Origin of the sequence: Acinetobacter lwoffii (genome assembly GCF_019343495.1) — a bacterium.
Classification (GTDB): domain Bacteria; phylum Pseudomonadota; class Gammaproteobacteria; order Pseudomonadales; family Moraxellaceae; genus Acinetobacter; species Acinetobacter lwoffii_P.
This window is the reverse complement of the sequence record NZ_CP072549.1, coordinates 455,325-481,221: the sequence shown is the minus strand read 5'-3', so window position 1 is coordinate 481,221 and position 25,897 is coordinate 455,325. Positions and strand designations below refer to the sequence as shown.

24 protein-coding genes are annotated in these 25,897 nt (G+C 44.3%); 10 read left to right on the top strand and 14 right to left on the bottom strand.

What is annotated here, in order from left to right; genetic code table 11:
- Positions 1-352 precede the first annotated feature (352 nt).
- Complete coding sequence (locus J7649_RS02285; protein ID WP_219309166.1) at positions 353-2,023, top strand: FMN-binding glutamate synthase family protein; 1,671 nt, start codon at positions 353-355, stop codon at positions 2,021-2,023.
- A gap of 69 nt (positions 2,024-2,092) precedes the next feature.
- On the opposite strand, the gene J7649_RS02280 is transcribed toward J7649_RS02285, so the two are convergent.
- Genes J7649_RS02280 through J7649_RS02265 form a run of 4 tightly spaced genes read right to left on the bottom strand, consistent with a single transcriptional unit; the run spans position 2,093 to position 5,827 of the window.
- Entirely contained in the window at positions 2,093-3,136 is a 1,044-nt protein-coding gene (locus J7649_RS02280; protein ID WP_005252171.1) for an alpha/beta hydrolase, read from the bottom strand.
- Entirely contained in the window at positions 3,136-4,275 is a 1,140-nt protein-coding gene (locus tag J7649_RS02275; RefSeq protein ID WP_219309164.1) for a YdcF family protein, read from the bottom strand. Before J7649_RS02275 ends, J7649_RS02280 begins: the two co-directional genes overlap by 1 nt.
- Position 4,276: 1 nt before the next feature.
- The gene (murB, locus tag J7649_RS02270) at positions 4,277-5,317 is read right to left on the bottom strand and encodes a UDP-N-acetylmuramate dehydrogenase (RefSeq protein WP_219309162.1); all 1,041 of its coding nucleotides are present in this window, start codon (positions 5,315-5,317) and stop codon (positions 4,277-4,279) included.
- 3 nt (positions 5,318-5,320) lie between these two features.
- Positions 5,321-5,827 carry a low molecular weight protein-tyrosine-phosphatase gene (locus J7649_RS02265; RefSeq protein WP_004645426.1) on the bottom strand — a complete coding sequence of 169 codons (507 nt, stop codon included), beginning with the start codon at positions 5,825-5,827 and terminating at the stop codon, positions 5,321-5,323.
- A gap of 120 nt (positions 5,828-5,947) precedes the next feature.
- Between J7649_RS02265 and J7649_RS02260 the strand changes: the two genes are divergently transcribed.
- Positions 5,948-7,108: an iron-containing alcohol dehydrogenase gene (locus J7649_RS02260; RefSeq protein ID WP_219309159.1), complete on the top strand. Its 1,161-nt coding sequence runs from the start codon at positions 5,948-5,950 to the stop codon at positions 7,106-7,108.
- A gap of 44 nt (positions 7,109-7,152) precedes the next feature.
- Complete coding sequence (locus J7649_RS02255) at positions 7,153-7,587, top strand: acyl-CoA thioesterase (RefSeq protein WP_081401206.1); 435 nt, start codon at positions 7,153-7,155, stop codon at positions 7,585-7,587.
- Between the two features lie 8 nt (positions 7,588-7,595).
- Here the strand turns inward: J7649_RS02255 and dnaX are convergent, their stop codons facing one another.
- From dnaX to J7649_RS02230, 5 genes are all read right to left on the bottom strand, one after another.
- Positions 7,596-9,728 carry a DNA polymerase III subunit gamma/tau gene (gene dnaX / locus J7649_RS02250; protein ID WP_219309157.1) on the bottom strand — a complete coding sequence of 711 codons (2,133 nt, stop codon included), beginning with the start codon at positions 9,726-9,728 and terminating at the stop codon, positions 7,596-7,598.
- A 133-nt stretch (positions 9,729-9,861) separates the two neighbouring features.
- Positions 9,862-10,305: a copper resistance protein NlpE N-terminal domain-containing protein gene (locus J7649_RS02245; RefSeq protein ID WP_153566242.1), complete on the bottom strand. Its 444-nt coding sequence runs from the start codon at positions 10,303-10,305 to the stop codon at positions 9,862-9,864.
- Between the two features lie 78 nt (positions 10,306-10,383).
- Positions 10,384-11,649: a serine hydrolase domain-containing protein gene (locus J7649_RS02240; protein ID WP_219309155.1), complete on the bottom strand. Its 1,266-nt coding sequence runs from the start codon at positions 11,647-11,649 to the stop codon at positions 10,384-10,386.
- Between the two features lie 59 nt (positions 11,650-11,708).
- The gene (locus J7649_RS02235; RefSeq protein ID WP_044108854.1) at positions 11,709-12,563 is read right to left on the bottom strand and encodes a MaoC family dehydratase; all 855 of its coding nucleotides are present in this window, start codon (positions 12,561-12,563) and stop codon (positions 11,709-11,711) included.
- Positions 12,564-12,720: 157 nt separating this feature from the next.
- Positions 12,721-14,112: a 3-oxoacyl-ACP reductase gene (locus tag J7649_RS02230; protein ID WP_153566239.1), complete on the bottom strand. Its 1,392-nt coding sequence runs from the start codon at positions 14,110-14,112 to the stop codon at positions 12,721-12,723.
- A 240-nt stretch (positions 14,113-14,352) separates the two neighbouring features.
- On the opposite strand from J7649_RS02230, the gene J7649_RS02225 reads away from it, so the two are divergent.
- Complete coding sequence (locus J7649_RS02225; protein WP_219309152.1) at positions 14,353-15,870, top strand: acetyl-CoA C-acetyltransferase; 1,518 nt, start codon at positions 14,353-14,355, stop codon at positions 15,868-15,870.
- 54 nt (positions 15,871-15,924) lie between these two features.
- Here the strand turns inward: J7649_RS02225 and J7649_RS02220 are convergent, their stop codons facing one another.
- Both J7649_RS02220 and aceI read right to left on the bottom strand, forming a co-directional pair.
- Positions 15,925-17,940, bottom strand: a complete 2,016-nt coding sequence (locus J7649_RS02220) for an LVIVD repeat-containing protein (protein ID WP_228738657.1) — start codon at positions 17,938-17,940, stop codon at positions 15,925-15,927.
- A gap of 337 nt (positions 17,941-18,277) precedes the next feature.
- Positions 18,278-18,715 carry a chlorhexidine efflux PACE transporter AceI gene (gene aceI, locus J7649_RS02215; RefSeq protein ID WP_180086906.1) on the bottom strand — a complete coding sequence of 146 codons (438 nt, stop codon included), beginning with the start codon at positions 18,713-18,715 and terminating at the stop codon, positions 18,278-18,280.
- 98 nt (positions 18,716-18,813) lie between these two features.
- On the opposite strand from aceI, the gene aceR reads away from it, so the two are divergent.
- From aceR to J7649_RS02195, 4 genes are all read left to right on the top strand, one after another.
- Positions 18,814-19,704, top strand: a complete 891-nt coding sequence (aceR, locus tag J7649_RS02210) for an HTH-type transcriptional regulator AceR (protein WP_219309150.1) — start codon at positions 18,814-18,816, stop codon at positions 19,702-19,704.
- Positions 19,705-19,793: 89 nt separating this feature from the next.
- Positions 19,794-20,771, top strand: coding sequence for a transaldolase (gene tal / locus J7649_RS02205; protein WP_219309148.1), 978 nt, complete (start codon positions 19,794-19,796; stop codon positions 20,769-20,771).
- 75 nt (positions 20,772-20,846) lie between these two features.
- Positions 20,847-21,506, top strand: a complete 660-nt coding sequence (gene leuE / locus J7649_RS02200) for a leucine efflux protein LeuE (RefSeq protein WP_219309146.1) — start codon at positions 20,847-20,849, stop codon at positions 21,504-21,506.
- Between the two features lie 109 nt (positions 21,507-21,615).
- Positions 21,616-22,791, top strand: coding sequence for a benzoate/H(+) symporter BenE family transporter (locus J7649_RS02195; RefSeq protein ID WP_219310038.1), 1,176 nt, complete (start codon positions 21,616-21,618; stop codon positions 22,789-22,791).
- Positions 22,792-22,830: 39 nt separating this feature from the next.
- Here the strand turns inward: J7649_RS02195 and J7649_RS02190 are convergent, their stop codons facing one another.
- Together J7649_RS02190 and J7649_RS02185 are read right to left on the bottom strand one after the other, a co-directional pair.
- Complete coding sequence (locus J7649_RS02190) at positions 22,831-23,175, bottom strand: SMR family transporter (RefSeq protein ID WP_004645439.1); 345 nt, start codon at positions 23,173-23,175, stop codon at positions 22,831-22,833.
- A 90-nt stretch (positions 23,176-23,265) separates the two neighbouring features.
- On the bottom strand, positions 23,266-24,252 hold the full coding sequence (locus tag J7649_RS02185; RefSeq protein WP_219309144.1) for an alpha/beta hydrolase: 987 nt from the start codon (positions 24,250-24,252) through the stop codon (positions 23,266-23,268).
- Positions 24,253-24,518: 266 nt separating this feature from the next.
- Here J7649_RS02185 and J7649_RS02180 point away from each other — a divergent pair, with 266 nt between their 5' ends.
- The gene (locus tag J7649_RS02180; RefSeq protein ID WP_004278834.1) at positions 24,519-24,962 is read left to right on the top strand and encodes a universal stress protein; all 444 of its coding nucleotides are present in this window, start codon (positions 24,519-24,521) and stop codon (positions 24,960-24,962) included.
- A 134-nt stretch (positions 24,963-25,096) separates the two neighbouring features.
- Positions 25,097-25,543 (top strand): universal stress protein, encoded by a 447-nt coding sequence (locus tag J7649_RS02175; protein WP_219309142.1) that lies wholly within the window; start codon positions 25,097-25,099, stop codon positions 25,541-25,543.
- 33 nt (positions 25,544-25,576) lie between these two features.
- Here J7649_RS02175 and J7649_RS02170 read toward each other — a convergent pair whose 3' ends face one another.
- On the bottom strand, positions 25,577-25,786 hold the full coding sequence (locus J7649_RS02170) for a hypothetical protein (protein WP_004278836.1): 210 nt from the start codon (positions 25,784-25,786) through the stop codon (positions 25,577-25,579).
- Positions 25,787-25,897: the final 111 nt, after the last annotated feature.

The window sequence follows — 25,897 nt, the reverse complement described above, 5'->3', positions numbered from 1 at the left end:
CTTGGATGAAACATCAATATTTAAAAATGACTGAGACATGAGCAAGCCAGCTCAGCATCATTAAAGCGAATGGATTTTTTGGTCATGGTTTAAGACTCCTACGTAGTGAATAAACCGACTATAAAGTCATCTGCCTTACTTGTGAAATAAATAGAATGCATGTCTTTTGCAGATTTTTTCTATAGTACTTTTTTCGAAAAATTTATCTATAATCGCTGCTGATTCATTGCCTGGCTTAATAGTATTTTCGGCAAGTTTATAAAATCCAATAACAATTCTCTGCTTGTATAAGATACCTCGCTCTGCACATCATAAAGCCCTATAGAAGTAGAAATAGGGACTTAATTTTACAATGGCTAACCCTGCTCAATTAGTACGTCACAAGCTGCTCAATACTTTCTTTTCCCGCCATTCGGTCTGGTTTGCCTGCATTGTGATTGCAGTGATTTTTACTACATTTCATATCGGTTATTCGCCGCGTTATATCTATTATTTTATGCCGCAAACGTTGGTGAATACCCTGTGGATCCTGAGCATTCTGCTGAGTCTGCTGGGTTTGTATGATGTACTGCAAAACAAGCATTCCATTCTGAAAAATTATCCCATCATGGGACATTTCCGCTTTATTTTTGAGGAATTCCGTCCCGAGATTCGTCAGTATTTTATTGAAGCCGACCGGGATGCACTGCCTTTTTCCCGTATGCAACGCAGTCTGGTGTATCAGCGGGCGAAAAATGAAAATTCAGATAAACCTTTCGGCTCGATTCTGAATGTCTATGAAGATAATTACCGCTTTGTTAGTCATTCCATCACGCCCTGCAAAGTTGCTGATCCGCAGACTTTTCGTATCCTGATTGGAAATGAGCAATGTACCCAGCCCTTTTCAGCTTCTATTTTAAATATTTCAGCCATGAGCTTTGGCAGCATGAGTGCCAATGCGATACGTGCACTTAATCTCGGCGCTCAAAAAGGTGATTTTTTCCATGATACAGGCGAAGGCAGTATCAGTCCCTACCATCTGGAATATGGCGGTGATCTGGTCTGGGAAATTGGCAGTGGTTATTTTGGCTGCCGTACTTTAGATGGACAATTCGATCCGGAACGTTTTGCTGCACAAGCGAAATTACCCCAGGTGAAAATGATTGAAATCAAGCTTTCGCAAGGCGCAAAACCTGGCCACGGCGGTATTTTACCTAAAAGTAAAATTTCGGAAGAAATTGCCCAAATTCGAGGCATCAGCCGTGATCATGATTGTGTTTCACCTTCGAGTCATCCGGCATTTAGCACACCGATTGAAATGATGCATTTCATACAAAAATTACGTGAACTTTCCAACGGAAAACCGGTCGGATTTAAACTGTGTCTGGGTCAACCGTGGCAGTTTATGAGCATGGTCAAAGCTATGTTACATACCCAGATTTACCCAGATTTTATTGTGGTTGATGGCTCTGAAGGTGGAACGGGAGCTGCACCCATTGAATTAATTGACTATGTTGGTGCCCCATTAAGAGAAGGTTTGCTGTTTGTACACAATACCCTGGTTGGTGCAGGTTTGAGAGATAAGATCAAAATTGGTGCAAGTGGTAAAATAATTAGTGCATTCGATATTGCCAGTACGCTTGCCATTGGTGCGGATTGGGTGAACTCTGCCCGTGGTTTTATGTTTGCAGTGGGCTGTATTCAGGCACAAAGTTGTCATACCAATCAGTGCCCTGTCGGAGTTACAACACAGGATAAAGATCGCCAGAAAGCTTTACATGTGCCGACCAAGGCCGAACGGGTATTTCATTTCCATAAGAACACCTTGCATGCCCTGTCTGAACTGATTGCTTCCGCAGGTCTCAAACACCCTTCAGCCATTAAGGCACATCATCTGGCACAACGCGTGAATAATCACGAAATAAAGAACTTTGCGCAGATTCATTTCTGGCTCAAAGAAGGCGAATTATTGTCCTGTGAAAATAAGGATGAGGAGAACTTCTACTTCCGGATGTGGAACTTGGCCAAATTAGAAAAATTTTAAATCGATAACATTAAAACTAAAAAAAGGCGTTTTCATAAACGCCTTTTTAAATATTCAATTTTCACTCTATTAATAATAAGTTTTGCTGCCATGTGCATGCAGAAAGGCTGGGATCAAACCCGTCAATGCAGCACGAATATCAGCACGCTCATTGATTAACTGATGCGAACCTTCTTCTAGCATCAGCAAAGTCTGGAGCCGGAATTTACGTCGGATAAATTCGATATTATAACGCCAGTCCACAGTCTGATCCTGTGCACCCTGTGCCAGCCAGACTGGAATACGACAAGCCGGACGCGCTTCCATTTCCAGCATCCAGCGTGACATCGCCAAAATCCAGTCCATACCCATCATTCGCGGTTGTAATGGATCTTTAAGCCGGATAAAACGCAAAAACTCCGGATTATGGTTATTGCGTCTGAAATGTCGGGGAACTTCACGTTTGATTCGGCTAATAATGCCCAATCCGACCGAATTATGCCACCAAGCAGTTTTGGCGGGACGAATCAATGGTGATAATAGCAAGACCCGCTCAACAAAAGGATTTTCGCGACGTTCCGCAAACTCCAGTAAATGGTGCATCCAGATCGCACCGCCGGTACTTTGCCCGATGCCAACCCAAGGTTTGGGTAATTGTGAAGCATGTTGCACATAACGATGTACGGCATGCAAAACCTGCTGATAATGATCAAAATTCTGAATGCTGGCAGGTGAACCATCACTCAGGCCATGTCCGGGCAGGTCATAGGTCAATACGCTAAAACCCTGTTCCAAAAGCTCTTTGACAATAGGCTGATAAATGCCGCTATGTTCCAGATAACCATGTAGCAGAAAAGCAGTTCCCTGAATCTTGTCAAAGCGGGTATTTTCCAGATTCGGTTCAAACACCTGTACATGCAACCTGAATAAAGGCATCTGTACATAGCCCTGCCAGTGTTTACAAACCAGTAAATCAAAACCATAAAGCTTGCGATAGGACTGCAGCTCAATCGGCGGTTCATCACTACGATTCAGGTTTAAAGGTGGCAAGAGTTGAGGCGTAACATCCCGACTCGGAATGGGTAAATCCAGCTGTTTCAGAATGGTAGGATTTAAAAATGGGATATCAGACATTATGGCACCTCCCGACAGTCACTGGATCCAAACCACATATCGCGCATGGTCGCCAACATTTCATAATTGGCACGACGACTGTGATCATAATTTTGTGCACTTGGACGCCATCGTGTCAATGACGTTGGCATCGGCGCTTCTACCGGAATGGTTTGTATGCCATTTAACGCAAATAAACGGCGGGTACGCGGCATATGATAACGATCCGTAATCAGAATCACTGTAGGCGCTCCACCTTTCTTTTGTAATAATAATGAACTGAAACGGGTATTTTCACAGGTGTTCATGCTGCGATCTTCCAGTAATTTGGCATCGACACCATGATTTTTTAACCAGCGCTGCATATACGGTGCTTCGACCCCACTCAGAACAATCGGTAACTGGTAATGTTTCTCTACTGCCAGCGTGGTTTCCAGACGTAGTCGCGTATAGTTATTGACGATGATCTCTTTGCCTTGGTCATCTAGGGTTAAGCCACCACCCAATACCACAATGGCATAAGGCTGAGAGCTATTCGCCGGTTTAGCCTGCTGTTGCTCTTGTAGTAAAGCCAAGTCCTGCTGGATTTCCTCTCCATCGGTTTCCTGTACCGAACTGGCTTCACCCTGCTCAAGTGGATGCGTCGTCAGAAACTCCATATATTGCTCAATGCGTTCCTTATTTTCACTACTGTCCCACTCCAGCAATTCCCGGACATTGGCTGTCGGATCGGCTGGTTCTGCATCTTCCTGTGAGGACAATAAGGGCACCTGAGCAGGTGGACTTTGCTCTGCTTTTTGATCTTGCTGTTCGCGCTGATATTCTTCAATCACCTGCTGCAGTGCTTTATAACGTGCCTGAATCAACATGAGGTTGGCCGAGTTATTTTGCTGGATATCCTGTTCCATGACCTTTAAATACGCCTGACGGGCAATCCACAAATCAGAGCCAGGTTCCAGATTTTCATGTTCGCTGAGTGCAGCCATTTTCTGGCTTTGAGCCGCGACTTCATTTAGCTCTAAGGAGACAAACTGGTTTAAGCCCTTGACGATCATTTTTGAGTAAAAAGGCGTATAAACCAACACCAGTAGACAGCCGCATAGCACAAACAGTCCAGTGACAATTTGTAGCAAACGTACCATCCAATGGGTGTTTTTCATGTTATTCCTCTTCCTGATGAGAACGGATCAAGCCATTTTTATCGAACAATACAGGTTCAGGCTCCAGCATTAGACTAAATTTTTCCCAAACTGACTGTTGTACTGCACGATACGTTTTACGGACATCGGTGAGAGAGGCCTGACCATAATTCACCAACACCAGCGCCTGTTTATGAAACATGCCAACAGGCCCCAACTGTTTACCCTTCCAGCCCGCCTGATCAATCAACCAGCCTGCTGCCAGTTTAACTTGAGCATTCGTTTGCTGGTAATGGGGTAAATTCGGGAAAGATACAGCAATTTGGTCAAAGACCGCCTGATCAACCACCGGATTTTTAAAGAAGCTGCCCACGTTGGGAAATTCTTGTGGATCAGGCAATTTACTCTGGCGAATCTGGATGACCTGTTGCTGCAAGTTTTCTGCTGTGAGCTGATCACCGACCGCAGTCTTCAGATCACCATAATTCAGTTTCAAATCTGGCTGTTTAAGTAATCTAAAAGTCACATGGGTAATCACATAACGATTGGGATCATCTTTAAAAATACTATGCCGGTAGGCAAACTGACAATCTGCTGCCTGAATCGAAGCAAACTGTTTCAATTGTCGGTCATAGACCTCAACAGAATCGATGAATTCTCCGACTTCGACACCATAAGCGCCAATATTCTGTACTGGCGATGCACCGACCCGACCCGGAATTAAAGCTAGATTCTGTAGGCCATATAAACTTTGTGCCGTGGTCCAGAGCACGAAGTCATGCCAGCCTTGTCCGCCGCCTACACGTAAACGTTGCGACTGATCATCAGCATCCAGCATTTCAATGCCTTGAATATCCATATGCAGAACTAGCGCATCAATCTGCTCCGGCAACAACATATTACTGCCGCCTGACAGGATCAGCACATTGAGTTGCTGCTGTTCCGCAAAATCCAGTGCAGTTAGCAGATCAGCGGTGGATTGAATCTGAGCATAGTGCGAAGCAATCGCTTCTAAATTTAAAGTATTAAAAGGTTTAAGTTGAACCTGGGTTTGAATCTGCATCGCTTAAACCTTGTGTAAATTCTGTTTAAAAATCTCAATCCAGGCCTGGCTGCTGGACTCACACTGATCAAGCACCCGTTCAAAGCCATCCGCTTCGCCATAATAGGGATCCGGTAAGGCCTGTTTCGGATAGGTCTGATCATGCTCACTCATCAATGCCACACGTGCACGTACATGACCAAACTGAGTTTCTGCCAGACGCTGTATGTTCTGGATATTGGATAAATTCTCCAGATCCATCGCCAGAATCAGATCATAATCAATAAAATCGTGTGGAATGAGTTGACGTGCGCGAAGTGCTGAAAGGTCATAGCCACGTTTTAGTGCATGCTTCTGGCTACGCAAGTCCGGTGCCTTGCCCGGATGATAATTACTGGTTCCGGCAGAATCGACCACAATATTCAGTTGCTGTTCATCACAATAATGTCTGAGTACAACTTCTGCCGTGGGAGAGCGGCAAATATTTCCCAAACAAACACATAACACCTTGTATGGCGTTCTGGATGACATAAACAACCTCAGAGCTACTTTATTTTAAGGATTCTTATGTTAAGTTATTTATATACTGATTCCTATCTTACAACCATAGAATAATCTCGTATTTGCAATAAAAAAATCAAGGATATCGCCATGAATCGTTTTCAGTTTCAAACCGTCCCCAATATCATTGCCGGACTAGGCACGATTCAGGAATTATTTAAAATTCTAAAAAATGGCCGTTATCAACGTCTTCTGCTAGTGACTGACCCTGGGATGCTGAAGCAGCAATTACATCTGCCGCTTCTTGATATTATTGAATCTGCCGGGCTGGAGTACGTGATTTACTCGGATGTTCAGGCCGATCCGCCCGATACAGTGGTGCTTGAAGCGGCGGCTTTTGCAAAACAGGAAAATATTGATGTGGTGCTGGGCTTTGGTGGTGGCAGCTCGATGGATGTGGCCAAACTCATTGCAATTTTGGCGCATCCCGAGCAGCATCAGACACTGTCCGATCTGTATGGCGTTGATAATGCCACCGGACCGCGTTTAGCCTTAATTCTGGTACCAACTACGGCTGGAACAGGTTCAGAAGTGACGCCGATTTCGATTGTCACCACAGGTGAAACCACTAAAACCGGTATTGTGGCACCGATCCTTTTTGCTGATATTGCCATTCTGGATGCAACCTTTACCCAGAATCTTCCGGCACAGATCACTGCTGCCACCGGCATTGATGCCATGGTACATGCCATTGAAGCCTATACCTCAAAACACAAGAAAAACCCTTATTCGGATATGCTGGCCAAACAGGCTTTAAGATTACTGAATGCCAATCTGCCGCGCGTGCTGCAAGACGGATATGATTTAGATGCGCGTCAAAATATGCTGGTCGGTTCCATGCTGGCCGGACAAGCCTTTGCCAATGCACCAGTCGCCGCCGTACATGCGCTGGCTTATCCACTGGGTGGACATTTTCATCTATCGCATGGGCATAGCAATGCGCTGGTTCTAACTGAAGTATTAAAGTTTAATGCGCCAGCGGCCAAACAGCTCTATGCGGAATTGATGACCTGGCTGGATCCTTACAGTAAAGGTTGTCATGATGGCCTGACTGATCTGTTTATTGATCATTTTAATAATCATCTGATGCAAAGCGGTTTGACCCTAAAACTGAATCAGTTGAATATTCCGGAAGATATGCTGCAGGTCATGGCAGAAGATGCGATGCAACAAAGCCGGCTGTTGCAGAATAATCCACGTGAACTCAAGGTGGAGGATGCTTATCAGATTTATCAGGCGATCTATGCCTAGATCAATTTCCACTTAAGCCTTATCTAGCTGAGGACTGAATAGTGATGAAAGCCACCATCAAACAGCGCGAACACTATACTTTTTTCCTGCCCATTCAAACCCGTTGGGCAGACAATGATCTGTACGGCCATGTCAACAATGTGACTTATTATAGTTATTTTGATACCGCAGCCAATGCCCTGCTGATTCAGGAAGCTGATTTTGATCCTAAATATTCCCCGATGATTGGGCTGGTGGTCAGCTCCAACTGTCAGTTCAATCAGGAACTGTCTTATCCAGAAATTATTGAAGTGGGCGTGGCCATTGAAAGCATGGGAAATTCATCGCTCAGCTATGATCTGGCTATTTTTAAACGCAACTCAGATACAGCCGCTGCGCAAGGCAATTTTGTCCATGTATTTGTTGACCGTGAAACACGAAAAAGCACCCCGATTCCAGTCGAAATGCGGGATGCTTTATCTCGATTTGTTGTGACTTAACATCCAGCCTATTTCAGCTGAATATTTTGCAGTTCACCATCAAACTGCTGTAACAGATCGCGTACTGCCGGTTCAGCATGTAACAGTTCTTCGGCACGTTTAAAGGCACGTACCTTACGCTGATGCTGCATGGTATAGGGCGTTAACTGATCCACATTTTCAAATTCCACCTGGAAATTGGTTTGCGGCCATTGCTGTTGCAAAGCAGCTTCCAGATGATGTTGCAACTGGGTCAGCAACTGCTGGTACTGTTCAGGAATATGGAAAACGGATTCGCCATTCATCTGACCAGTCATGATGCCATACTGCGCCAGTTCCTGTACCGCTGGAGAAAGCTGGCTATTACGGAACCAGTATTCCCATTTTTCTACGCTCCACTCACCTTCTAAGGTTTGTTCAGGTATTTTCAGAATATCCTGTGGCATCAGATTCTGCGTATTTACATCTTGAGAAATATCTTCCAGCAAAGCTGTCTGTGCGACTGGCTGAACCGGCGCTGTATTTTCAAGAGCAGGCTGAGCAATCAATTCCTGTGAAAGTTCTAATTCCGGTGCAGCAAGACTAAATTCCTCATCAGCAGACATGATGTCTTGTGCTGGCTCGGTAGGGATGACAGCATCTGCAGGAATAAACTCTTCAAGCAGGAAATCATCCGAACTGTTGCTGGTAGCAGGTGCTTCTGGCTTACTCTTGATTTCATCAAAACCAAATAGGCCTTTGTCATCATTTGGATCAAAAACAATTTGATCACTAGACCGCACTTCTTCAATCACTGTTTGAGTTGCTACAGGCTGGACAGGTTCAGGCGCATTGATGCTGGTTGGCTCGTCTTCATCCAAAAAATCATCCGAAGAAGGTTCAGACGCTGATGCGACATCAATCTCCTCATCTGTCTCATCGTCCAGAGAAAAATCATCAAATATCGGTTCTGCCTCCAATGATTGTGTTTCTACTGATTCAGATTGAAGTTGTGTCTGAACGGGCTGCTGTAGACGTGTTGTATGAGTTGTTGCCTGTTGCGGTACAGTCTCCTGCATCACTGGAATTTCACTTGGTTGTAATGGACGGAAAGCCAGTAAGCGTAGCACCGTCATCTCAAAGCCTTGTTCCTGCGTAACTGCAAGCTGTAAATCGGCACGACCCTTACAGGCAATCTGATAATACAGTTGCAGGTCTTGTGCTGAGATGAGAGCCGATAACTGCATGATCTTTCGATTGATTTCGGCACTATATTTCAGGCTCAGATCTGGCAGGTACTGCAATAAAGCCAGTTCATGCAGTGTCGAAATTAGCTGGTCTAGCACCAGTGACACATCCAGAGCTTGCTGACGGAATTGTAGTAATAACTGACTGACCTGCGCTTTCTGGTTCTGGTGAATCGCCAGAATCAGATCATAAATAATGGTGCGGTCAATCAGTCCCAGCATGTCTTTGACATCCTGATGCTGAATCGCTCCCTGACCATAGGCAATCGCCTGATCGGTCAACGACAAGGCATCACGTAATGAACCTTGCGCAGATTCAGCAATCTGCCAGATGGCATCCTGATCAGACTGAATGCTTTCTTTGCTAAGAATATGGCCTAGATGTTCAGTAATTTCATCGACTGCCAATGGACGCAAAGTAAATTGCAGACAGCGAGAAATTACGGTAATGGGTAGTTTTTGCGGATCGGTGGTTGCAAATAGGAATTTGACATGTTCTGGCGGTTCTTCCAGCGTCTTTAACAGCGCATTGAAAGAATGCGTGGAGAGCATGTGCACTTCATCGATCAGGTAGACTTTAAAGCGACCTTGAGTCGGTGCATAAGGCACATTGTCGAGCAACTCACGTGTATCTTCCACCTTGGTGCGTGACGCCGCATCAATTTCAATCAGGTCAATAAAACGACCTTCATTGACTGCGGTACAGGTTGCACAGACTTCACAAGGCGTCGAGGTAATACCGGTTTCACAGTTCAAGCACTTCGCCAAAATACGTGCAATCGTGGTTTTTCCGACACCACGCGTTCCCGTAAACAAATAGGCATGATGCAAACGGCCACGTTCGAGCGCGCTGGTTAAAGCACGTGATACATGGTTTTGACCCACCAATTCATTGAAATTACGAGGACGGTATTTTCGCGCAAGTACTTGATACATGTATGCTCCTTTTTACAGGTCTAAGCATACTGTTTTTTTATGAAATAGTGAAATGAATGCCGGTTTATAAAGAATAAAAATTCCTTGATCAAAATCATTGAAAAAGGGATATAAAACAGATGCTTTTTTAAAATCAGGCGGATTCAAACAGGATAAAGTCACTTTGCATCTGGTAGCGTTTGCCTGTTTGATCTTCACGAATTTCCAGAACATGCTTTTTCAGATCGACATAGAGCAGATTTCGGGTATCGACATTCAGCAGTTCAATCTTTTGTTGTGATTCATCCTGAAACCGAATCTGCCCGCTCATTGTTTCAATTTCATTATGACCACTTAAACTTTCACGCTGTAAAGTAAAGGTCTGATCTTCATTCAAGGTCAAGGCCACTGCCATGCCTGGACAGTCTTCACAACTTGAAAAGCATCCCATACATGGTGTTGTGCCCTGATAACTCCCGACCCAGGCAGGAATCTGAGCTTTGGCTTCCATCACCGTTTTTGCAGCCGGCTGATTCGGCTCCTGACATCCGAACAACGCACTGCTTGCAACCAGAGGAATCACCAGCACTTTTTTCATTACTTCACACCACAGCCATGGACTGCGCGACAAAATAACATATTTAGCTAACGGGCTAAACTCCCAAATCAGGGATATTTAGCGCCAGCCTTTGCGACCGGTCAGTACCGCATCCGCACAGCGCAAGGTTTCTTGCGTCAGGCCCCAAAGACGGTAATCTCCAGTTAATGAACCTGTCGGGAAATTATGCGTATAGGCAAAACTCAAACCGCGCTCAGGATCGCACCAGGCACCAGAGCCATTAAACCCCATATGACCAAAACCTTTAGAGGCTTTTCCTAAAGTGAGAACACGGTGATAACCCAAGCGCCAGTGCATCGGTAAAGGCATGATCCGATCGCGTGTTTTGTACTGCACCTGACTCAGTCGCTGGAAAACCTCAGGCGAAATCAGTTGCTGACCTTGCCATTCACCATGACTGGCCAGCATGGCATAGATTTTTGCCAGACTCTCTGCGGTAAAGACACCGTTAGCAGATGGGATAATGGCTTTTAGACCCTTTTCACTAAAGAAACTAAATTTCTTCATGCCTTTGGGAATCATTGCATCCTGAAAATCCTGTGGACTCTGACCACTCCATACTAAGGCTCGTTCCATCAGGTTGGGTTTTCTTGGTGTAGTTTTTTTCGCAGTCTGTGTTTGAGACTTGGCTGCTTTAGGCTTTAAAATGGGCAGCGCTACCCGAGCTAACTCATTCGTCGGTACGCTAAAATAAGCACCATTTAACTGTAGTGGCTGTACCAGATATTCCTGCATCAGCTCACCCAGTTTTTTACCAGTCGCTTTTTCTAATGCTCCACCCACCTGCCAGCCAAAAGTCAGCGGTTGATAGGCTGCATCTGTTGCAACTCGAAAACGTGGTTCCGCTGCTGCAATCCGGTCCAGCATATGCGACCAGTCGGCCATTTCAGTGGCATCATCAATCATATTACGGATATCAAACAGGCCACTTTGATGACTCAGCATATGCGCCAGAGTAATATTTTCTTTACCCTTTTGTGCAAATTCAGGCCAGTATTCTGCAACCGGTCGATCATAATCCAGATAACCTTGACTCACCAGAATGTGCGCCAAAGTCGCCAGCACACCTTTGCCTGTGGAGTAACACAGCGACATGGTATCGGGTTGCCAATTTTCAGTGACAGACTTTTTACCGGTATAAATATCGACGACCTTTTGTCCCTCAAAATATACCACCAGTGCGGCACCACCCTGTTCGGTACGTGCATCCTGCAAACGGCTAAACTGACGGGCAAGATCGCTAAAATGCTCATCGACATTGCCCTGATAATTGTGCTGATCAGCAAACAGATAATCTTTAATTGGCTGCATCATTCTATCCATAGAATATTGATCCCTTAAAATGAAAAAGCCTAAATCAGATTTAGGCTTTTGATCCAGATTTAAATCGCTTTGATATGACCGGTGACATGCGGTTTTTGACTCTTACTGTTTCGAATCAGGAAATCTGTCTCATTCGCTGCCTGCGCGGTCAGGAACTCAACTTTAGATGGCAAGTACATCGGCAACTTGAACCAGACATCAACTTCATAAGCATCTGGCAATGACAGATTCGCCAGTGCTTTGGCTTTGCTCCACATACCATGTGCAATTGCCTGTTTAAAGCCAAAGGCTTTCGCTGTAACTGCATGAATATGAATCAGGTTAAAGTCACCTGAGGTCATGGCATAACGGCGACCCGTATTCTCCGAGATGCTCCATTCATTATTCAGTTTGTATTCTGGCGCTTGGCTTTCTGCAGGTTTAGCAGCCGCTTTAGCATTGGTCTTTTGACGTGACAGATAAGTGGTTAATGCTTCCACTACGACCTCACCTGCCACTTTGACTGTAGTAATGAAATCAAACTGAACGCCTTTATCATGTGGCTGTAATTCACCAAATTTGCATGATAGGGTCAAGGTTTCATTGACGCCAATTTTACGGTATTGCTTCACTTGGTTACGGATATGTACCAAGCCCAAGATCGGAAATGGAAATGCTTCTGAAGTCATCATGTGCATTTGCAGGCTTTGTGAAAGAACCGTCAGATAAATCGCTGGTATATAACCATTATTTTTAAAGCCGCAGACTTCATTATAAGCTTTCAAATGTTTTTGATCGACCTTGAATGAATCCACCACATATTCAACTTGCGGTAGAACTTTTTCAGCTTTCGGCTTTTTAAAAATCAAGCCTTGAATCACTTTTGGATAGGCTAAATAAGGTTTTGGAAGTTGACTAAAATGGCGCGTATTCATACTGAACCTTTAAAATATTCTTTTCATTTATATATGAGTGGAGTTCTCTCTCCCTTTGGGAGAGAGTTAGAGAGAGGGCTAAAAAAAGGCCCCTAGTCTCCCTCTCCTAAATCCTCTCCCTGAGCTTTAATTAAACTGCAAGAAAGGACTTGATGCTTTAAGCCCCTAACAGACTTTGACCACATACACGTACCACGTTGCCATTTAAACCTGTTGATGCAGTAGCAGCAAACATTGCAATCGTTTCTGCAACATCAACAGGTAGACCGCCCTGACTCATCGAATTCATACGGCGGCCTGCTTCACGGATCGCAAATGGAATCGCAGCCGTCATCTGAGTCTCGATAAAGCCCGGTGCAACGGCATTAATCGTTATACCATTTTTTAATGTCGGTGCTGTGAATTTTACTACACCAATCACCCCGGCTTTAGATGCTGCATAATTGGTTTGACCCAGGTTTCCTGCAATCCCAGAAATTGAGGATACACAGATAATACGGCCATTGGCATTTAGACCATCGTTGGAGATTAAATAATCATTCACGCGTTCAATTGCCGACAGGTTGATGTTAATCACCAGATCCCACAGTTCAGGCTTCATATTGGCCAAGGTCTTGTCACGAGTAATTCCGGCATTGTGCACAATGATGTCTAAGCCGCCATGCTCTGCTGCCGCTGCCTTGATCTTCTCACCTGCATCTGCAGCTGTAATATCAATAGCCAAGGTAGAACCGCCGATCTCACTAGCTACACGATCAAGGTCAGCCTGCTGTTGTGGAACATCCAGACAGATGACATGTGCACCATCACGGGCCAATACATGGGCAATCGCTTCACCAATACCACGGCTTGCGCCTGTCACAACCGCAGTTTTACCCGCTAATGGCTTGGTCCAGTCTACGTCTACTTTTTCAGCAGGTGAAACACGAATCACCTGACCAGAAACATAGGCAGAACGTGGAGAAACTGCAAAACGTAAAGCAGACTCAAGGTTTGCTTCTGCACCAGCATCTACATAGATCAGGTTCGCTGCAATTCCCTTTTTAAACTCTTTACCAACAGATTTTACAAAACCTTCCAGTGCACGTTGAGCGATTGACTGACTGACTGATTTAGCAGTTTCAGGCGTAGTCCCTACAATCACGACACGGCCAGAACTTTGGATTTGACGCGCAATCGGGTTAAAGAAATCATAAAGTGATTTTAACTGTTCTGAATTTTCGATCCCTGAAGCATCAAAAATAACGACCTTGAATTTTGATTCTTTATCGCCCGGGTTAAATGCACCCAGATTCAGCCCAGATGCTGCAGCCGCCTGTTGCAACTCAGCATTATTACCTGCATAGCTGTTGGCATGAATATTTGCCAGAACCTGAGCAATAGCACCCGTCAATGGACTTGCTGGTGCTGCGCCCAATAATACTGCGCCTTTTACCACCGGCGTAGCAGACTCAAAACGGTCTAAAGAAGTTGGGGATGGCAAACCCAAATTTTTAATGACAAATTTACCAATAGGAGATTTTGCAAAAGTTTGGTACTGATCAGTCATGTTTATTATCTCTCATACAAATTAATTTTTGGTTGATCTAAAGTTACCCTTAAACTTCAATATGATGCCAGACACATATATTTCAATAGATCCGCCAGATTCCGCCCAATCATACTTGAGATAATAGGCAGATGACTTGACCTGAGCGCAGTCTGTAATGTCATTGTAGTCAATACAGCCTATCCTCTTCTATGCTAATGTAAGCACCAAGAAGACGATCTATTTGCCTGGTAAAGCCTTATGAGCAAAACAACTCAAGAAAATCCAGCAGTCGAGAACTCTGCGACAGAAACTGTGTCAAAACCATCAACGCGCACCAAGCGTAGCACTAAAAATACTGACACAGCCACTGGGACAGAAAAAAGTCCGACTAAAACCTCGCGTACACGGAGCACACCTGCCCGTGCCAAAAATACGACTTCATCTGAAAAAGATTTAATCTCTACAACACAGACTTCTGTTCTACAGGAACCAAACATGAGCCAAAATACAGTTCGCCGCGTTGCGATTATCGGTGGTAACCGCATTCCATTTGCACGTTCTAATGGTGCTTACTTTACGGCATCCAATACTGACATGTTTACAGCAACCCTGAACGGCCTAGTTGAACGCTTTAATCTGCAAGGTCAACGCTTAGGTGAAGTGGTTGCGGGTGCAGTACTGAAACACAGCCGTGACTTCAATATGACCCGTGAATGTGTACTAAATACTGCCCTTGCACCTGAAACGCCTGCTTATGACATCCAGCAGGCATGTGGTACTGGTTTGCAAGCGGCATTTCTTGTTGCCAACAAGATTGCTTTAGGTCAAATCGAAGTAGGCATTGCAGGTGGTGTAGATACGACTTCTGATGCACCGATTGCTTTTGGTGACAGTTTACGTAAAGCATTACTTGAGCTAAACATTGCGAAAACTGCAAAAGACCGTCTGAAAGCACTGACCAAAATCAATGTGAAAGACCTTATGGATGCACCAAAAAATGGTGAGCCGCGTACAGGTCTGTCTATGGGTGATCATCAGGCGATTACTACACTGGAATGGGGAATTTCCCGTGAAGCACAGGATGAACTTGCTGCATCTTCACACCAGAAAATGGCTGCAGCGTATGAAGAAGGTTTCTTTGATGACCTGATCACACCATTCTTGGGTCTTCAACGTGACAATAACCTGCGTGCGGACTCAAGTGTTGAAAAACTGGCGAAATTAAAGCCGGCCTTTGGTAAGGGCGATGCCCGTACCATGACTGCGGGTAACTCTACGCCGCTAACAGATGGTGCTTCTTGCGTGCTCTTGGCTTCTGAAGAATGGGCGAAGGCAAATGGTCATGAAGTATTGGCTTACCTGACTTTCCAGGAAACTGCCGCAGTTGATTTTGTCGAGAAAAAAGAAGGCCTGTTGATGGCGCCTGCTTATGCCGTGCCGCGTATGCTGGAACGTGCAGGTCTGAAACTGCAAGACTTCGACTATTATGAAATTCATGAAGCTTTTGCATCTCAAGTATTGTCTACGCTGAAAGCTTGGGAAGATCCGAAATTCTGTAAAGAGCGTTTAGGTCTGGATGCACCATTAGGTTCAATTGACCGTGCCAAACTGAACGTAAAAGGCTCTTCACTTGCTGCCGGTCACCCGTTTGCAGCAACTGGTGGTCGTATCATTGCGACAGCAGCAAAACTGATTAACCAGAAAGGTTCAGGCCGCGTACTGGTGTCGATCTGTGCAGCCGGTGGTCAAGGTGTGACGGCAATTATTGAAAAATAATCCGTTGACCGATCCAATTAAAAAGCCCCTCAATTGAGGGGCTTTTTTTATGTTTTAGGGATTTGTTATTGGATTATTTTTAAAATATTCATCTACTTTATTCCATGGTGCAGTCGATGCCACACCTTTTACCATATTCTGGTTCACACCCTGACAAAGCGCGCTGTCGGGTGTTAGGTGGAAAGCATTCACATTTGGGTCCATATAAGGAATTGAGCCTGGACGGCGCTGGAAATAGAAGTTTAACCAATCGACCATAGCTTCAAAGCCATAATTCGACATGGCCCAGGCACTATTATGCCCGCCCCAATGATGACCAAATTCATGTGCAATAATTCGATAACCAGATAATGTGTAATGGCCATAGAATAACCAAGTATCTACTCCTAATACTGCTCCACCACCTAAACCACCACCCATATTGGTAATGCCAAGATTAATTTCATTGCGGTTAAGAATTTCCCGATAGATCCGGACATAATCTTCTGGCTGAAAGAAACCATTCGGCCCTTCTACCTGACCATCATTGCCAAAAAAATCGTGTCCCATGACCGCTTTATGGTTAAACCATAAGGTTTCAAATTCTGGAGTACTGAGCATATAGGCCAGATTGGTCATCATCATGACCCATTCCCGGGCATAGACCGGCGTAATACGACACCATTTATTCGGTTCATCATAGGTACCAAAATAAATTTTCCATTTGGCTTTAATCTGATTCAGCTTTTTGACGTGCTCATCGGTCTCAGAGTTAATTTTCAGATCAAAAATATTGCTTGGATTTTGCGTGGTCTGACTCAGACCTGCTAGCTGGATCGAGCCTGTGCCATCGAGCAACGGGAAACGGGATTGATCGGTCAGTTTGAGATCAAAGCTGGCATTCGAAAATGGCGTCAACTGATCCAGCTTTGCCAGAATCACCCAGTCTTCTGAGTTTTTAATCTTGGCACGAATCTGCAAATCACGTACAGGCACAGCACTGTAGCTTTGCAAATGCAGGCGGTTGCCATTTAGAGTTGCCGATAAAATCTTGTCCATATAGACATGACGCTGGCTGCTATTGGTCAAGGTTTCCCATGATTCACCATCCTGCAAGACACGGCTTCTCTCGCGTGCCTGAGATTCGGTTAAAATCATAGCTTGGTTTAGCTGTGTGGATTTATTCTGTTGCAAGGTCAGCATTGGCAGAATATGAATTTTCTGATTGGCCATGTGTAATAGATTCTGACCATAAATATAAAGATCGCTGGCCTTGGCCAGTCGACTGCTCTGGTTTTGCCCTTTTAAAATATAATCTCGGAAAGTATCTACACTTTTATTGGGTAAGATAGACTCCAAGTTAAAAGATTTTTCCCGGTAGCTTTTTACAGTTCCATCATTTCGTGACACATAGACCAAGCCATCGTTATGACGATGCATGACTGCCGACAAATTGGTTTCTGTTAAAATGGGCGTAATATTATTTCCATTTTCCTGAATCTGATTGATATCGTGGACATAAGTCATACCATCCGGCAGGCTGGTATACAGATAGTCGCCCATGACCTCCATACGTGCATTACAGTTGCGTGCACAGCCCGGCAAGCTGAGCCGTGCAAATTTGCGGGCCTTTAAATGGTTTTGCGCTGTCACATCACTTTGACGCCAGACATTGATCCGGCCTTCAATATCAGGTACATACACATAACGGTCGTCAGCAGTCACTGCATTGCTATGTACCAGCGAATAATTAAGCGCATCGCCCCACCATACACCTGTGCCGAGTGCCGTAATGAAGTTCGGTTGCTCACCACTAATATCTAGAATATCAATTCGGTTTAAGCCATAGTTGGCCACATATAAACGCCCTGCATGAATTTCCAGATCATTCAGACTGTCCCATTTTTTGGCCAGACCCGGAATTTTCATAGGATCTATGGAACTGAGTGCACGTTTTTGTTTTAAGTCATAACGCAAAATATTCGATTCGGCCTGACTATTGGCAATATAAAGGACATCGCCATTTACCACCATGACGGTGGGATTCCAGCTGGCCAGACCGAAATTCCCTGCTGTTAATTCTGAACCCACATCCAGAACCTTAAATTCCGCAATTTTGCTCAGTTGCTCACCCGAACCGGGGGGGGTGTCACTGGATCCGGCAGCGTCTGCTGTGGCGTACTGCTCTCACCTCCTCCACCCCCACATCAGCAACACGATGGACACTGACAAGATCGCTCGTCTAAATAGCATTGAATTCCCCAATAAATTTAAAAATTAAAATAAAAAATCAAAGTCTTATAGCTTAATTTTCAGTTGGGTTCGAGCATAAAAAATGAGGACTTGACCAAGTCCTCATCGCTGAATATTTCACCTTTCGCATTCTGAAAAGGGAGTCTGAACTGTGTGGTATTTTTTATGGCGTATTTTATGATGAGATTTTCCGATAATCCGGCTGTAGCCCCAGTCTGGCTTCTAGATGATCATAAACCCACTGAAAAATAAAGGTATATACGAGAATACAAAGGGTTAGAGCTAAGTCCAGCAAAAAGGCCTGAGCCAGACTCATGTGTAAGGCATAAGCCACCATCGGAATGGTCGCCAGCATCAAACCGCCTTCAAAGCCAATTGCATGAGCAATTCGCACTTTAATGGTTCTTTTCAAATGATGTCTGGCTTCAAACTTTTCAAAATAGTGATTGAACAACATGTTCCAGAGTACTGAGGTCAGAGCCATGGCAATTCCTAGCATACCTGTGACCTCAAGCGGCATATGCATCAAAGTACTTAGCAGGACAGCGATCACGACCAGTAAAATGCCTTCATATAAAGCGGCATGAATCAACCTTCTTTTGGAAATTAACATATCAAATCAGCTCAATTCATTACATGATGCAAGAATTTTATTTCTTTAAATCTGACTATTCGAGTTAGAATCTATCAATAAAAATGAAAGATAAAATTATGAATGTTAATCAAGAACAGCTACTGATGTTTAAAACTGTGATGGAAACCGGTTCTTTCTCTGCGGCTGCCCGTCAACTAGGTAAAGTACCTTCCGCAGTCAGCATGGCCATTGCCAATCTGGAAATTGACCTGAATCTAGAACTGTTTCAGCGTATAGGTCGTGAACCAAAACCGACCGCACAGGCGCAGGTATTGTATGAAAAAACCCAGCAACTTCTGGTCGAAATGAATCAGTGGAAACAGCATGCTCAAGCCCTAAGTTCAGGCCTAGAATCTGAACTGAATATTGTGGTGGTCTCAGAATTGCTGCATACGCGCTGGACCGATTATATTGTGTTGCTAGAACAGGAATTTCCTGCACTGCAAGTCAATGTATTCAGTGCACCTCAGGAAGATGCACATCGTATGCTGTTTGAAGGTTCAGCGCAGCTAGCCTTGATGTTTGAACGCGAACAACTGGAAACACGGGAACAGTTTGTGGAATTGAAACGTGAGGTACTGGTGGCTGTAGTCGCCAAACAGCATCCCCTAAGTCAGTTCGATCAAGTCAGTTATGAACAGATTTTGCAAAATAGGCAGATTGTGGTGGCCAGTCGGGATCGCACCATCAAGCCGGAACTACTCTTTTCACGAAATTACTGGCGCACCGATAACCATCACTCGGCTTGCAGCATGATTCAGCAAGGACTGGGCTGGGGGGTTCTGCCACTCGAAATGCTGAATGAGCAGCCACATTTGAAAGATCAGTTACAGGTTCTCAATCTGCTCGATTTCACCCCAAAGTTTGAATATTTTGTTGATCTGGTCTGGAGCAGAGAAACCCGATTAGGCACAGCTGCTCATTTTTTGATTAATCACTTGCGCAAACAACGTAAAACCGGGCATTAATCACAGAAATTCAACGACAGTCTACTTGGTAAACCGGCCATTTATGATATATAAGAAAGCATAAGCAATAACCATAGAACTAGATCGTAATGACATTAACTGCATTAAACCAATTAAAAAACTTGACGATCATTGTGGCAGACAGCAGTGATTTGAGTGCCATTGAAAAATTTCGTCCGCTTGATGCAACCACCAATCCATCGCTGATTACTGCAGCAGCAAAACAACCTGAAAATCAGGCCTTGATTGAAGCTGCTTTTCAGCAAGCCCAGCAAGAAGGCTATGCAGATGACGCTCTGATTGAACGGACTATTGATATTTTAACGGTCAAATTTGGTGTAGAAATCTTAAAACTGATTGAAGGTCGTGTTTCAACGGAAGTCGATGCTTCGCTGTCCTTTAATACTGAAGCTACCATTGCCAAAGCCAAAGAGTTACTGGCACTTTATGCGCAATATGGAATTGACTCAGACCGCATTCTGATCAAGATCGCGTCTACCTGGGAAGGCATTCAGGCAGCGAAAGCACTGGAAGAACAAGGCATTCATACCAATCTGACTTTATTGTTTGGTCAGCATCAGGCCCATGCCTGTGCTGATGGCAAAGTAACATTAATCTCGCCTTTTGTCGGCCGTATTCTGGACTGGTACAAAAAAGCTGAAGGCGTTGAGTCTTACCCGATTGAAAAAGATCCGGGTGTACTTTCGGTTAAGCGTATTTATGAATTTTATAAAGCGCATGGTATTCAGACTGAAATCATGGGTGCCAGCTTCCGCAGTATTGATCAGGTACTGGGTTTAAGCGGCTGTGATCTGCTCACGGTAGCACCAAATTTATTGGCCGAACTAGAAAATGATCAACGTGAAGTGCAGGCGCAACTCTCAGCCAAAGATATTCAAGTTCAAGGTGAACTCAGTCCAATCAGCCATGCCGATTTTGATGCACAATTGAAACAGGATCCGATGGCCAGTGAATTATTGCAAGGTGGCATTGAGGGCTTCATTAAAGCCCGTGAACAACTGGCTGCTTTATTACGTGAAACTTTCCTGAGTACGACTGAAATTTAAAGAAAATTTAGCAAATTTCTCCAGGCCGATGTTGCTATAATGCCACATCGGCTTTTTTGTTCATGCGAGTTTTTCGTGTTTGGTATCACAGATCTAACGACCTTTATCATTGGAACAACGTTGATTGTGTTACTGCCTGGGCCGAACTCCCTGTATGTCATGTCAATTGCCTCCCGTTTTGGCATTAAAACAGGTTATATGGGTGCCTTGGGGGTTTATACCGGTGATCTGATCTTGATTATATGTACAGCACTGGGTGCGGCCTCGCTCCTACATGCCTTTCCGGTACTGTTTATTGCCCTGAAAATTATCGGGGCGATCTATCTCAGTTACTTGGGTATCAAACTGATCATCGCAGCCTATCAGACTTTCTTTCCGGTAAAGTCCGCACAACGCGTCCAGATTAAAAAAACATCTTCCAATACGACTGAATCAATTCAGCCCTTTCGTACCGCACTTACCATTAGCATCTTAAATCCTAAAGCAATTCTGTTTTACCTGTCATTTTTTGTTCAGTTTGTCGATCCTGCCTATCCTTATCCTGCCCTGACGTTCACGCTTCTGGCTGTGATCTTGCAATTGATCAGTATGACCTATCTTTCAATCCTGATTTTTTCTGGTGTAAAACTGGCGTCCTATTTCAACCAAAATTATAAAGTGACTGCCAGCTGTGTCGCAGCGGTCGGGATTCTATTTTGTGGTTTTGGGCTTAAACTGGCGACTTCAACTTTCTAGTAGTGACCGGCTTCAAGCCAGTAGATCTCTGGATAAAATTGTTAAAAACATTGTGTTGATACGTGAAAAGCGTATGATTTAAACGCATTTAAAAATAGTGTCATGGATGATGCCAAAACTTTTACAAGATCTCTCCTTTCCTGCCATCATGGCCGGTTTTATTACCTGCATGATTGGTATTAGTGTTTCCGCCGTACTGGTCATTGAAGCCGCTCAAAGCCTAGGTGCTAATCAGGCACAAATTAGCTCCTGGTTATGGGCACTGGGTATAGGTATTGGAGTTTCTGGATTTTTGCTTTCCTGGAAATATCGCTATCCAATTTCGACTGCCTGGTCGACTGCCGGTCTGGCGCTGGTCATTGCTTCTGCCGGTCATTATAGTCTGGGTGAAGCAATCGGGGCTTTTCTGATTTCTGGAGTTCTTATTGCCTGTCTGGGATTTTTTGGAATTTTCGAGCGAATTTTCCAGTTTATTCCACAAAGTTTGACCAGTGCTATGCTGGCAGGCGTGCTATTAAAATTTGGCATCTCGGTCTTTGGTAGTCTTCAACAGTCATGGGAATTTGTGCTTTGTGTACTGGCGATTTATCTGGTTTCTAAAAAACTGAGTACGCGTTATAGCATCGTGATTACCGTCTTGATGGCTATTGCCCTCTGTCCGTTCTTTATTAATTTTACTATTCCACAGCTGAACTGGAACATTGCCCAGCCGGTATGGATTACACCTGAATTTAGCCTGCAGGCTGTTTTAGGATTAGCCTTGCCTTTGATGGTGATTAATCTGGCATCGCAATACTTGCCCGGCTTGGCCGTGATTAAAAGTTATGGTTATCCGCCGAAAGTAAATACTATTCTAGGCTGGACGGGTATTACACAGACGATGTTGGCGCCATTTGGCTGTTTTAGTGTCAATCTTGCCGCAATCAGTGCGGCGGTCAGTCTGGATGCTCAAGCGCATCCTGATCCGGCCAAACGTTATATTGCCGGTATGAGCTGCGGCCTGTTTTATATCCTGATGGGTTTTTTTGCTGCGACCTTGACCAGTCTATTGATGGCTTTTCCGGGGATTCTGATTACAGTATTGGCAGGCATTGCCCTGTTTGGCACCATTGGCCACAATATCGCGCTGGCTTTTCAGGACAGTCATGACCGTGAAGCAGCACTGATGACATTCCTGTTTAGCGCATCTAATATCCAGTTTTTTGGTATTGGCTCCGCTTTTTGGGGACTGCTACTTGGTTTGATGGTTTATTTGCTGTTTAAGCTTAAACCGCAAGTGGCATAAGCTTATTGTAGAAACAAGGCAGTTACTTTTGCTGCCTTTTTAATGTCCTGCAGTCTGGGAAAACAGGTTAATCACCACCACACCGGAAATGATCAGTGCAATCCCGATAAAAGCTGGTAGATCAAGCGCCTGCTTGAAGATTACATAGCCTACGATTGCCGTAAGAACAATGCCTACTCCCGCCCAGATCGCATAGGCAATGCCTAAAGGAATTACTTTAATGACCTGAGACAGCAAATAAAACGCAATACAGAATAAAATGACTACTGCCAGAGATGGCCATAATCGGGTAAAGCCTTCTGATTTCACCAAAAATGTTGATCCAGTCACTTCGGCAATAATAGCCAACGCCAACAACAAATATGCCCATGACACAGGATTCATTTTTCAAACTCCAAACTATTTTTCAATGATTGCTGTCGGGACGATCTGACACGATCAATCTTGAGAGATTCATTTTGCACAGTTTTCTCTTCACGGGGAAAGCTGATGTAAAAAATCCAGGGTTTTGACAAAAGTTTGCTGACTTTCCTTTTTGCCCATAAAAAACTGATATTCATGAATAAGCCAGGCCTTAGACTCTGGATAAAATATTTCAGTCACAGGAATCTGCTGTTCCTTCAAAGCTTTTACAAATGGTAGCGCCTGAGTATCGGTCAGAAAATCCTTGTTCCCGCCACTGATGAACACTGGCGGATAAGACGGCGTAATATACTGAATCGGAGAAATCTGCTTTAAAAACGCGGCATCATGTTTACGATCGCCGGTATAAGCCTGAATCAGGTTAAAGACACCCCATTCGATAATTTTCATTTCCTCAGGTGCTGTGCTGGAAAATGCTTCTAAGTCATAAATTCCACAATGCAAGATTAAACCTTTAAGCTGCGCAGGTTGCAGATGAGGCTGAATACCGGATTGGTTGGCAAATACAGGATTAGTCAAAAGAGCGGCGTAATGGCTGGCCATATTCGCCCCGGCAGAATCTCCGGCCAGATATAGGTTCTGGGCATCGATTTGATAGGTTTCTGCATAGGTATCGAGAAATTCAAGTGCCTGATTGATCTGGTGTAACTGGCTTGGATAGGTCGCTTGTGGCGCAAACTGATATTGCACGGATACCACATTATAGCCCTGTGCCGCCAGCAGCTTGAAATAACCCCGTGCATGTTCTTTAGAACCTGAAATCCAGCCGCCGCCATGAATCCAGACAATGGTCGGTCTTGGTCCAATACTGGCAATATTCTGCGGCTGATACAGATCCAGAGATAATTTCTGCTGTGGCGCATAGGTAATATTTTGCTGGACGATAACCGCACCAGGCGCATAACGATCCATCACTTTTTGCTGCAAGCCTGTGGTCAGGTTAAAAGCACCGGCAATGACTTTACTGTTCTGTGCGGTCTGACAGCCGGAAAGAATAACTGAACCTATGAGCAAAAGATGAATGGCAAAAAACCTCAAAACTGTCCCCTATACATGATCTAAAAACAGGCTACGGCAGTTTAAACCATCCTGCTGTAAACGAGGACTATTCATCCTCTTATTTTTGATCATTAAAACTGTAAATCCGAGTTTTTTACTCTGTTTTTTTTATCACTTTTACATGAAAAATATTTGTAATTTAATGAGTTTTTTCAATTTTACCGCTTTTTTGCAATTGCACCCGCCACAGCACTGTGCTATCAATAAACCAAGCCTAAAAATCAGACAACCTGCGGAGAAAAGCCATGGCCTATCAACATATTTTAGTCCCAGTGGACGGTTCAGAAATTTCCTTTTCTGCAGTACGACATGCTGCCAAAATTGCCAAGGCATTCGGTAGTCAGCTTTCCCTGATCAGCCTGATCGCAGAAGATCCTTTTACCGAGGCTGATTTTTATTACAGCTCCTCTATCATGAAGGAATATTTTATCGAGGCACATGCTAATGCCAAAAAGGCCCTGAAAGAAGCCACTGCCATCGCAGCCGGTGAAGGTATTGAAGCGCAATCCCGCATTGTCACAGGTTTAGTCAATGCAGAGCATATTGCTGAAACCGCGGGTGAAGTGAAAGCCGACCTGATCGTCATGGGTTCTCATGGCCGTAAAGGCTTCCAGAAAATGATTCTGGGCAGCTTTGCACAGGATGTTTTGGGTGCGAGTGAAATTCCCGTACTGATCGTGAAAAAATAATCCTGATGCTGCGCATCTTCAAGATGCGCAGTACTTGCTACTTTACATTTGAAAGTCTAACAAAACATGCTGTGGAGATTTACTCGCTCAAACCACACTCCCCTTTACTGCAATAATAAATATGAGGAAGCACCATGAATAACTATGATCATCTTCTCGTAGCACTCGATGAGTCCTCGATTTCCTATGCTGCCGCAGATCATGCCCTGGAACTGGCCAAAGTATTTCATAGCCATGTCACTTTACTCAGCGTGATTGCGGTGGATCCTTTTAAGGGCGTAGATTTTTACAAAGTTGCTCCAGCAGTCACAGACTACTTTATGCATGCAGAACAAAATGCACTGGATCGTTTAAATGAACTGAAACTGAACTTTGTTGGTGATGGTATACAGGTAACGACAAAAATCCTGCATGGCATGGCACCGTCAGAAGGCATTATGCAGGCTGCAAATGAATCCCCGACCGATATGATCATTATGGGTTCACATGGTCGTAAAGGTCTGCAGAAACTCATGCTGGGCAGTGTCGCTCAGAATGTTCTGGCACTTTCCTCTATTCCGGTACTTATCGTCAGAGAATAAGATGCTTGATCAAAGCCTGTATGATGCAGGCTTTTAGCGAAGTTTTTGATTTAACTCACTTAAGAAAATTTCAGCATCAAGCTGGCTTTGAAATACTTTTTTGTATTCTCCGACCTGCTGAATGGAATGCGGCGTATATTGAATGGAGATTTCAAGTAAGCCATTTTCAGGATTCTTGCTGACATGTACGGCAATAATATGCTGGCTATTTAAATAAAAACCATCTTCAATTTTCACTAACATATCTTGGACAACCTCTAGTAAGCGAATCTGTAGATCCCTTTACCTAGCTTAAGCTTAATAAACAAATACTCTTTTCCATATAATCATACTGTAACACCCTTTAGTACTTAC

Bases quoted from the DNA above. Each gene is read 5' to 3' on its own strand.
- J7649_RS02285 (WP_219309166.1), top strand. From the start codon at position 353: ATGGCTAACCCTGCTCAATTAGTACGTCACAAGCTGCTCAATACTTTC.
- J7649_RS02280 (WP_005252171.1), bottom strand. From the start codon at position 3,136: ATGTCTGATATCCCATTTTTAAATCCTACCATTCTGAAACAGCTGGAT.
- J7649_RS02275 (WP_219309164.1), bottom strand. From the start codon at position 4,275: ATGAAAAACACCCATTGGATGGTACGTTTGCTACAAATTGTCACTGGA.
- murB (WP_219309162.1), bottom strand. From the start codon at position 5,317: ATGCAGATTCAAACCCAGGTTCAACTTAAACCTTTTAATACTTTAAAT.
- J7649_RS02265 (WP_004645426.1), bottom strand. From the start codon at position 5,827: ATGTCATCCAGAACGCCATACAAGGTGTTATGTGTTTGTTTGGGAAAT.
- J7649_RS02260 (WP_219309159.1), top strand. From the start codon at position 5,948: ATGAATCGTTTTCAGTTTCAAACCGTCCCCAATATCATTGCCGGACTA.
- J7649_RS02255 (WP_081401206.1), top strand. From the start codon at position 7,153: ATGAAAGCCACCATCAAACAGCGCGAACACTATACTTTTTTCCTGCCC.
- dnaX (WP_219309157.1), bottom strand. From the start codon at position 9,728: ATGTATCAAGTACTTGCGCGAAAATACCGTCCTCGTAATTTCAATGAA.
- J7649_RS02245 (WP_153566242.1), bottom strand. From the start codon at position 10,305: ATGAAAAAAGTGCTGGTGATTCCTCTGGTTGCAAGCAGTGCGTTGTTC.
- J7649_RS02240 (WP_219309155.1), bottom strand. From the start codon at position 11,649: ATGGATAGAATGATGCAGCCAATTAAAGATTATCTGTTTGCTGATCAG.
- J7649_RS02235 (WP_044108854.1), bottom strand. From the start codon at position 12,563: ATGAATACGCGCCATTTTAGTCAACTTCCAAAACCTTATTTAGCCTAT.
- J7649_RS02230 (WP_153566239.1), bottom strand. From the start codon at position 14,112: ATGACTGATCAGTACCAAACTTTTGCAAAATCTCCTATTGGTAAATTT.
- J7649_RS02225 (WP_219309152.1), top strand. From the start codon at position 14,353: ATGAGCAAAACAACTCAAGAAAATCCAGCAGTCGAGAACTCTGCGACA.
- aceI (WP_180086906.1), bottom strand. From the start codon at position 18,715: ATGTTAATTTCCAAAAGAAGGTTGATTCATGCCGCTTTATATGAAGGC.
- aceR (WP_219309150.1), top strand. From the start codon at position 18,814: ATGAATGTTAATCAAGAACAGCTACTGATGTTTAAAACTGTGATGGAA.
- tal (WP_219309148.1), top strand. From the start codon at position 19,794: ATGACATTAACTGCATTAAACCAATTAAAAAACTTGACGATCATTGTG.
- J7649_RS02195 (WP_219310038.1), top strand. From the start codon at position 21,616: ATGCCAAAACTTTTACAAGATCTCTCCTTTCCTGCCATCATGGCCGGT.
- J7649_RS02190 (WP_004645439.1), bottom strand. From the start codon at position 23,175: ATGAATCCTGTGTCATGGGCATATTTGTTGTTGGCGTTGGCTATTATT.
- J7649_RS02180 (WP_004278834.1), top strand. From the start codon at position 24,519: ATGGCCTATCAACATATTTTAGTCCCAGTGGACGGTTCAGAAATTTCC.
- J7649_RS02175 (WP_219309142.1), top strand. From the start codon at position 25,097: ATGAATAACTATGATCATCTTCTCGTAGCACTCGATGAGTCCTCGATT.
- J7649_RS02170 (WP_004278836.1), bottom strand. From the start codon at position 25,786: ATGTTAGTGAAAATTGAAGATGGTTTTTATTTAAATAGCCAGCATATT.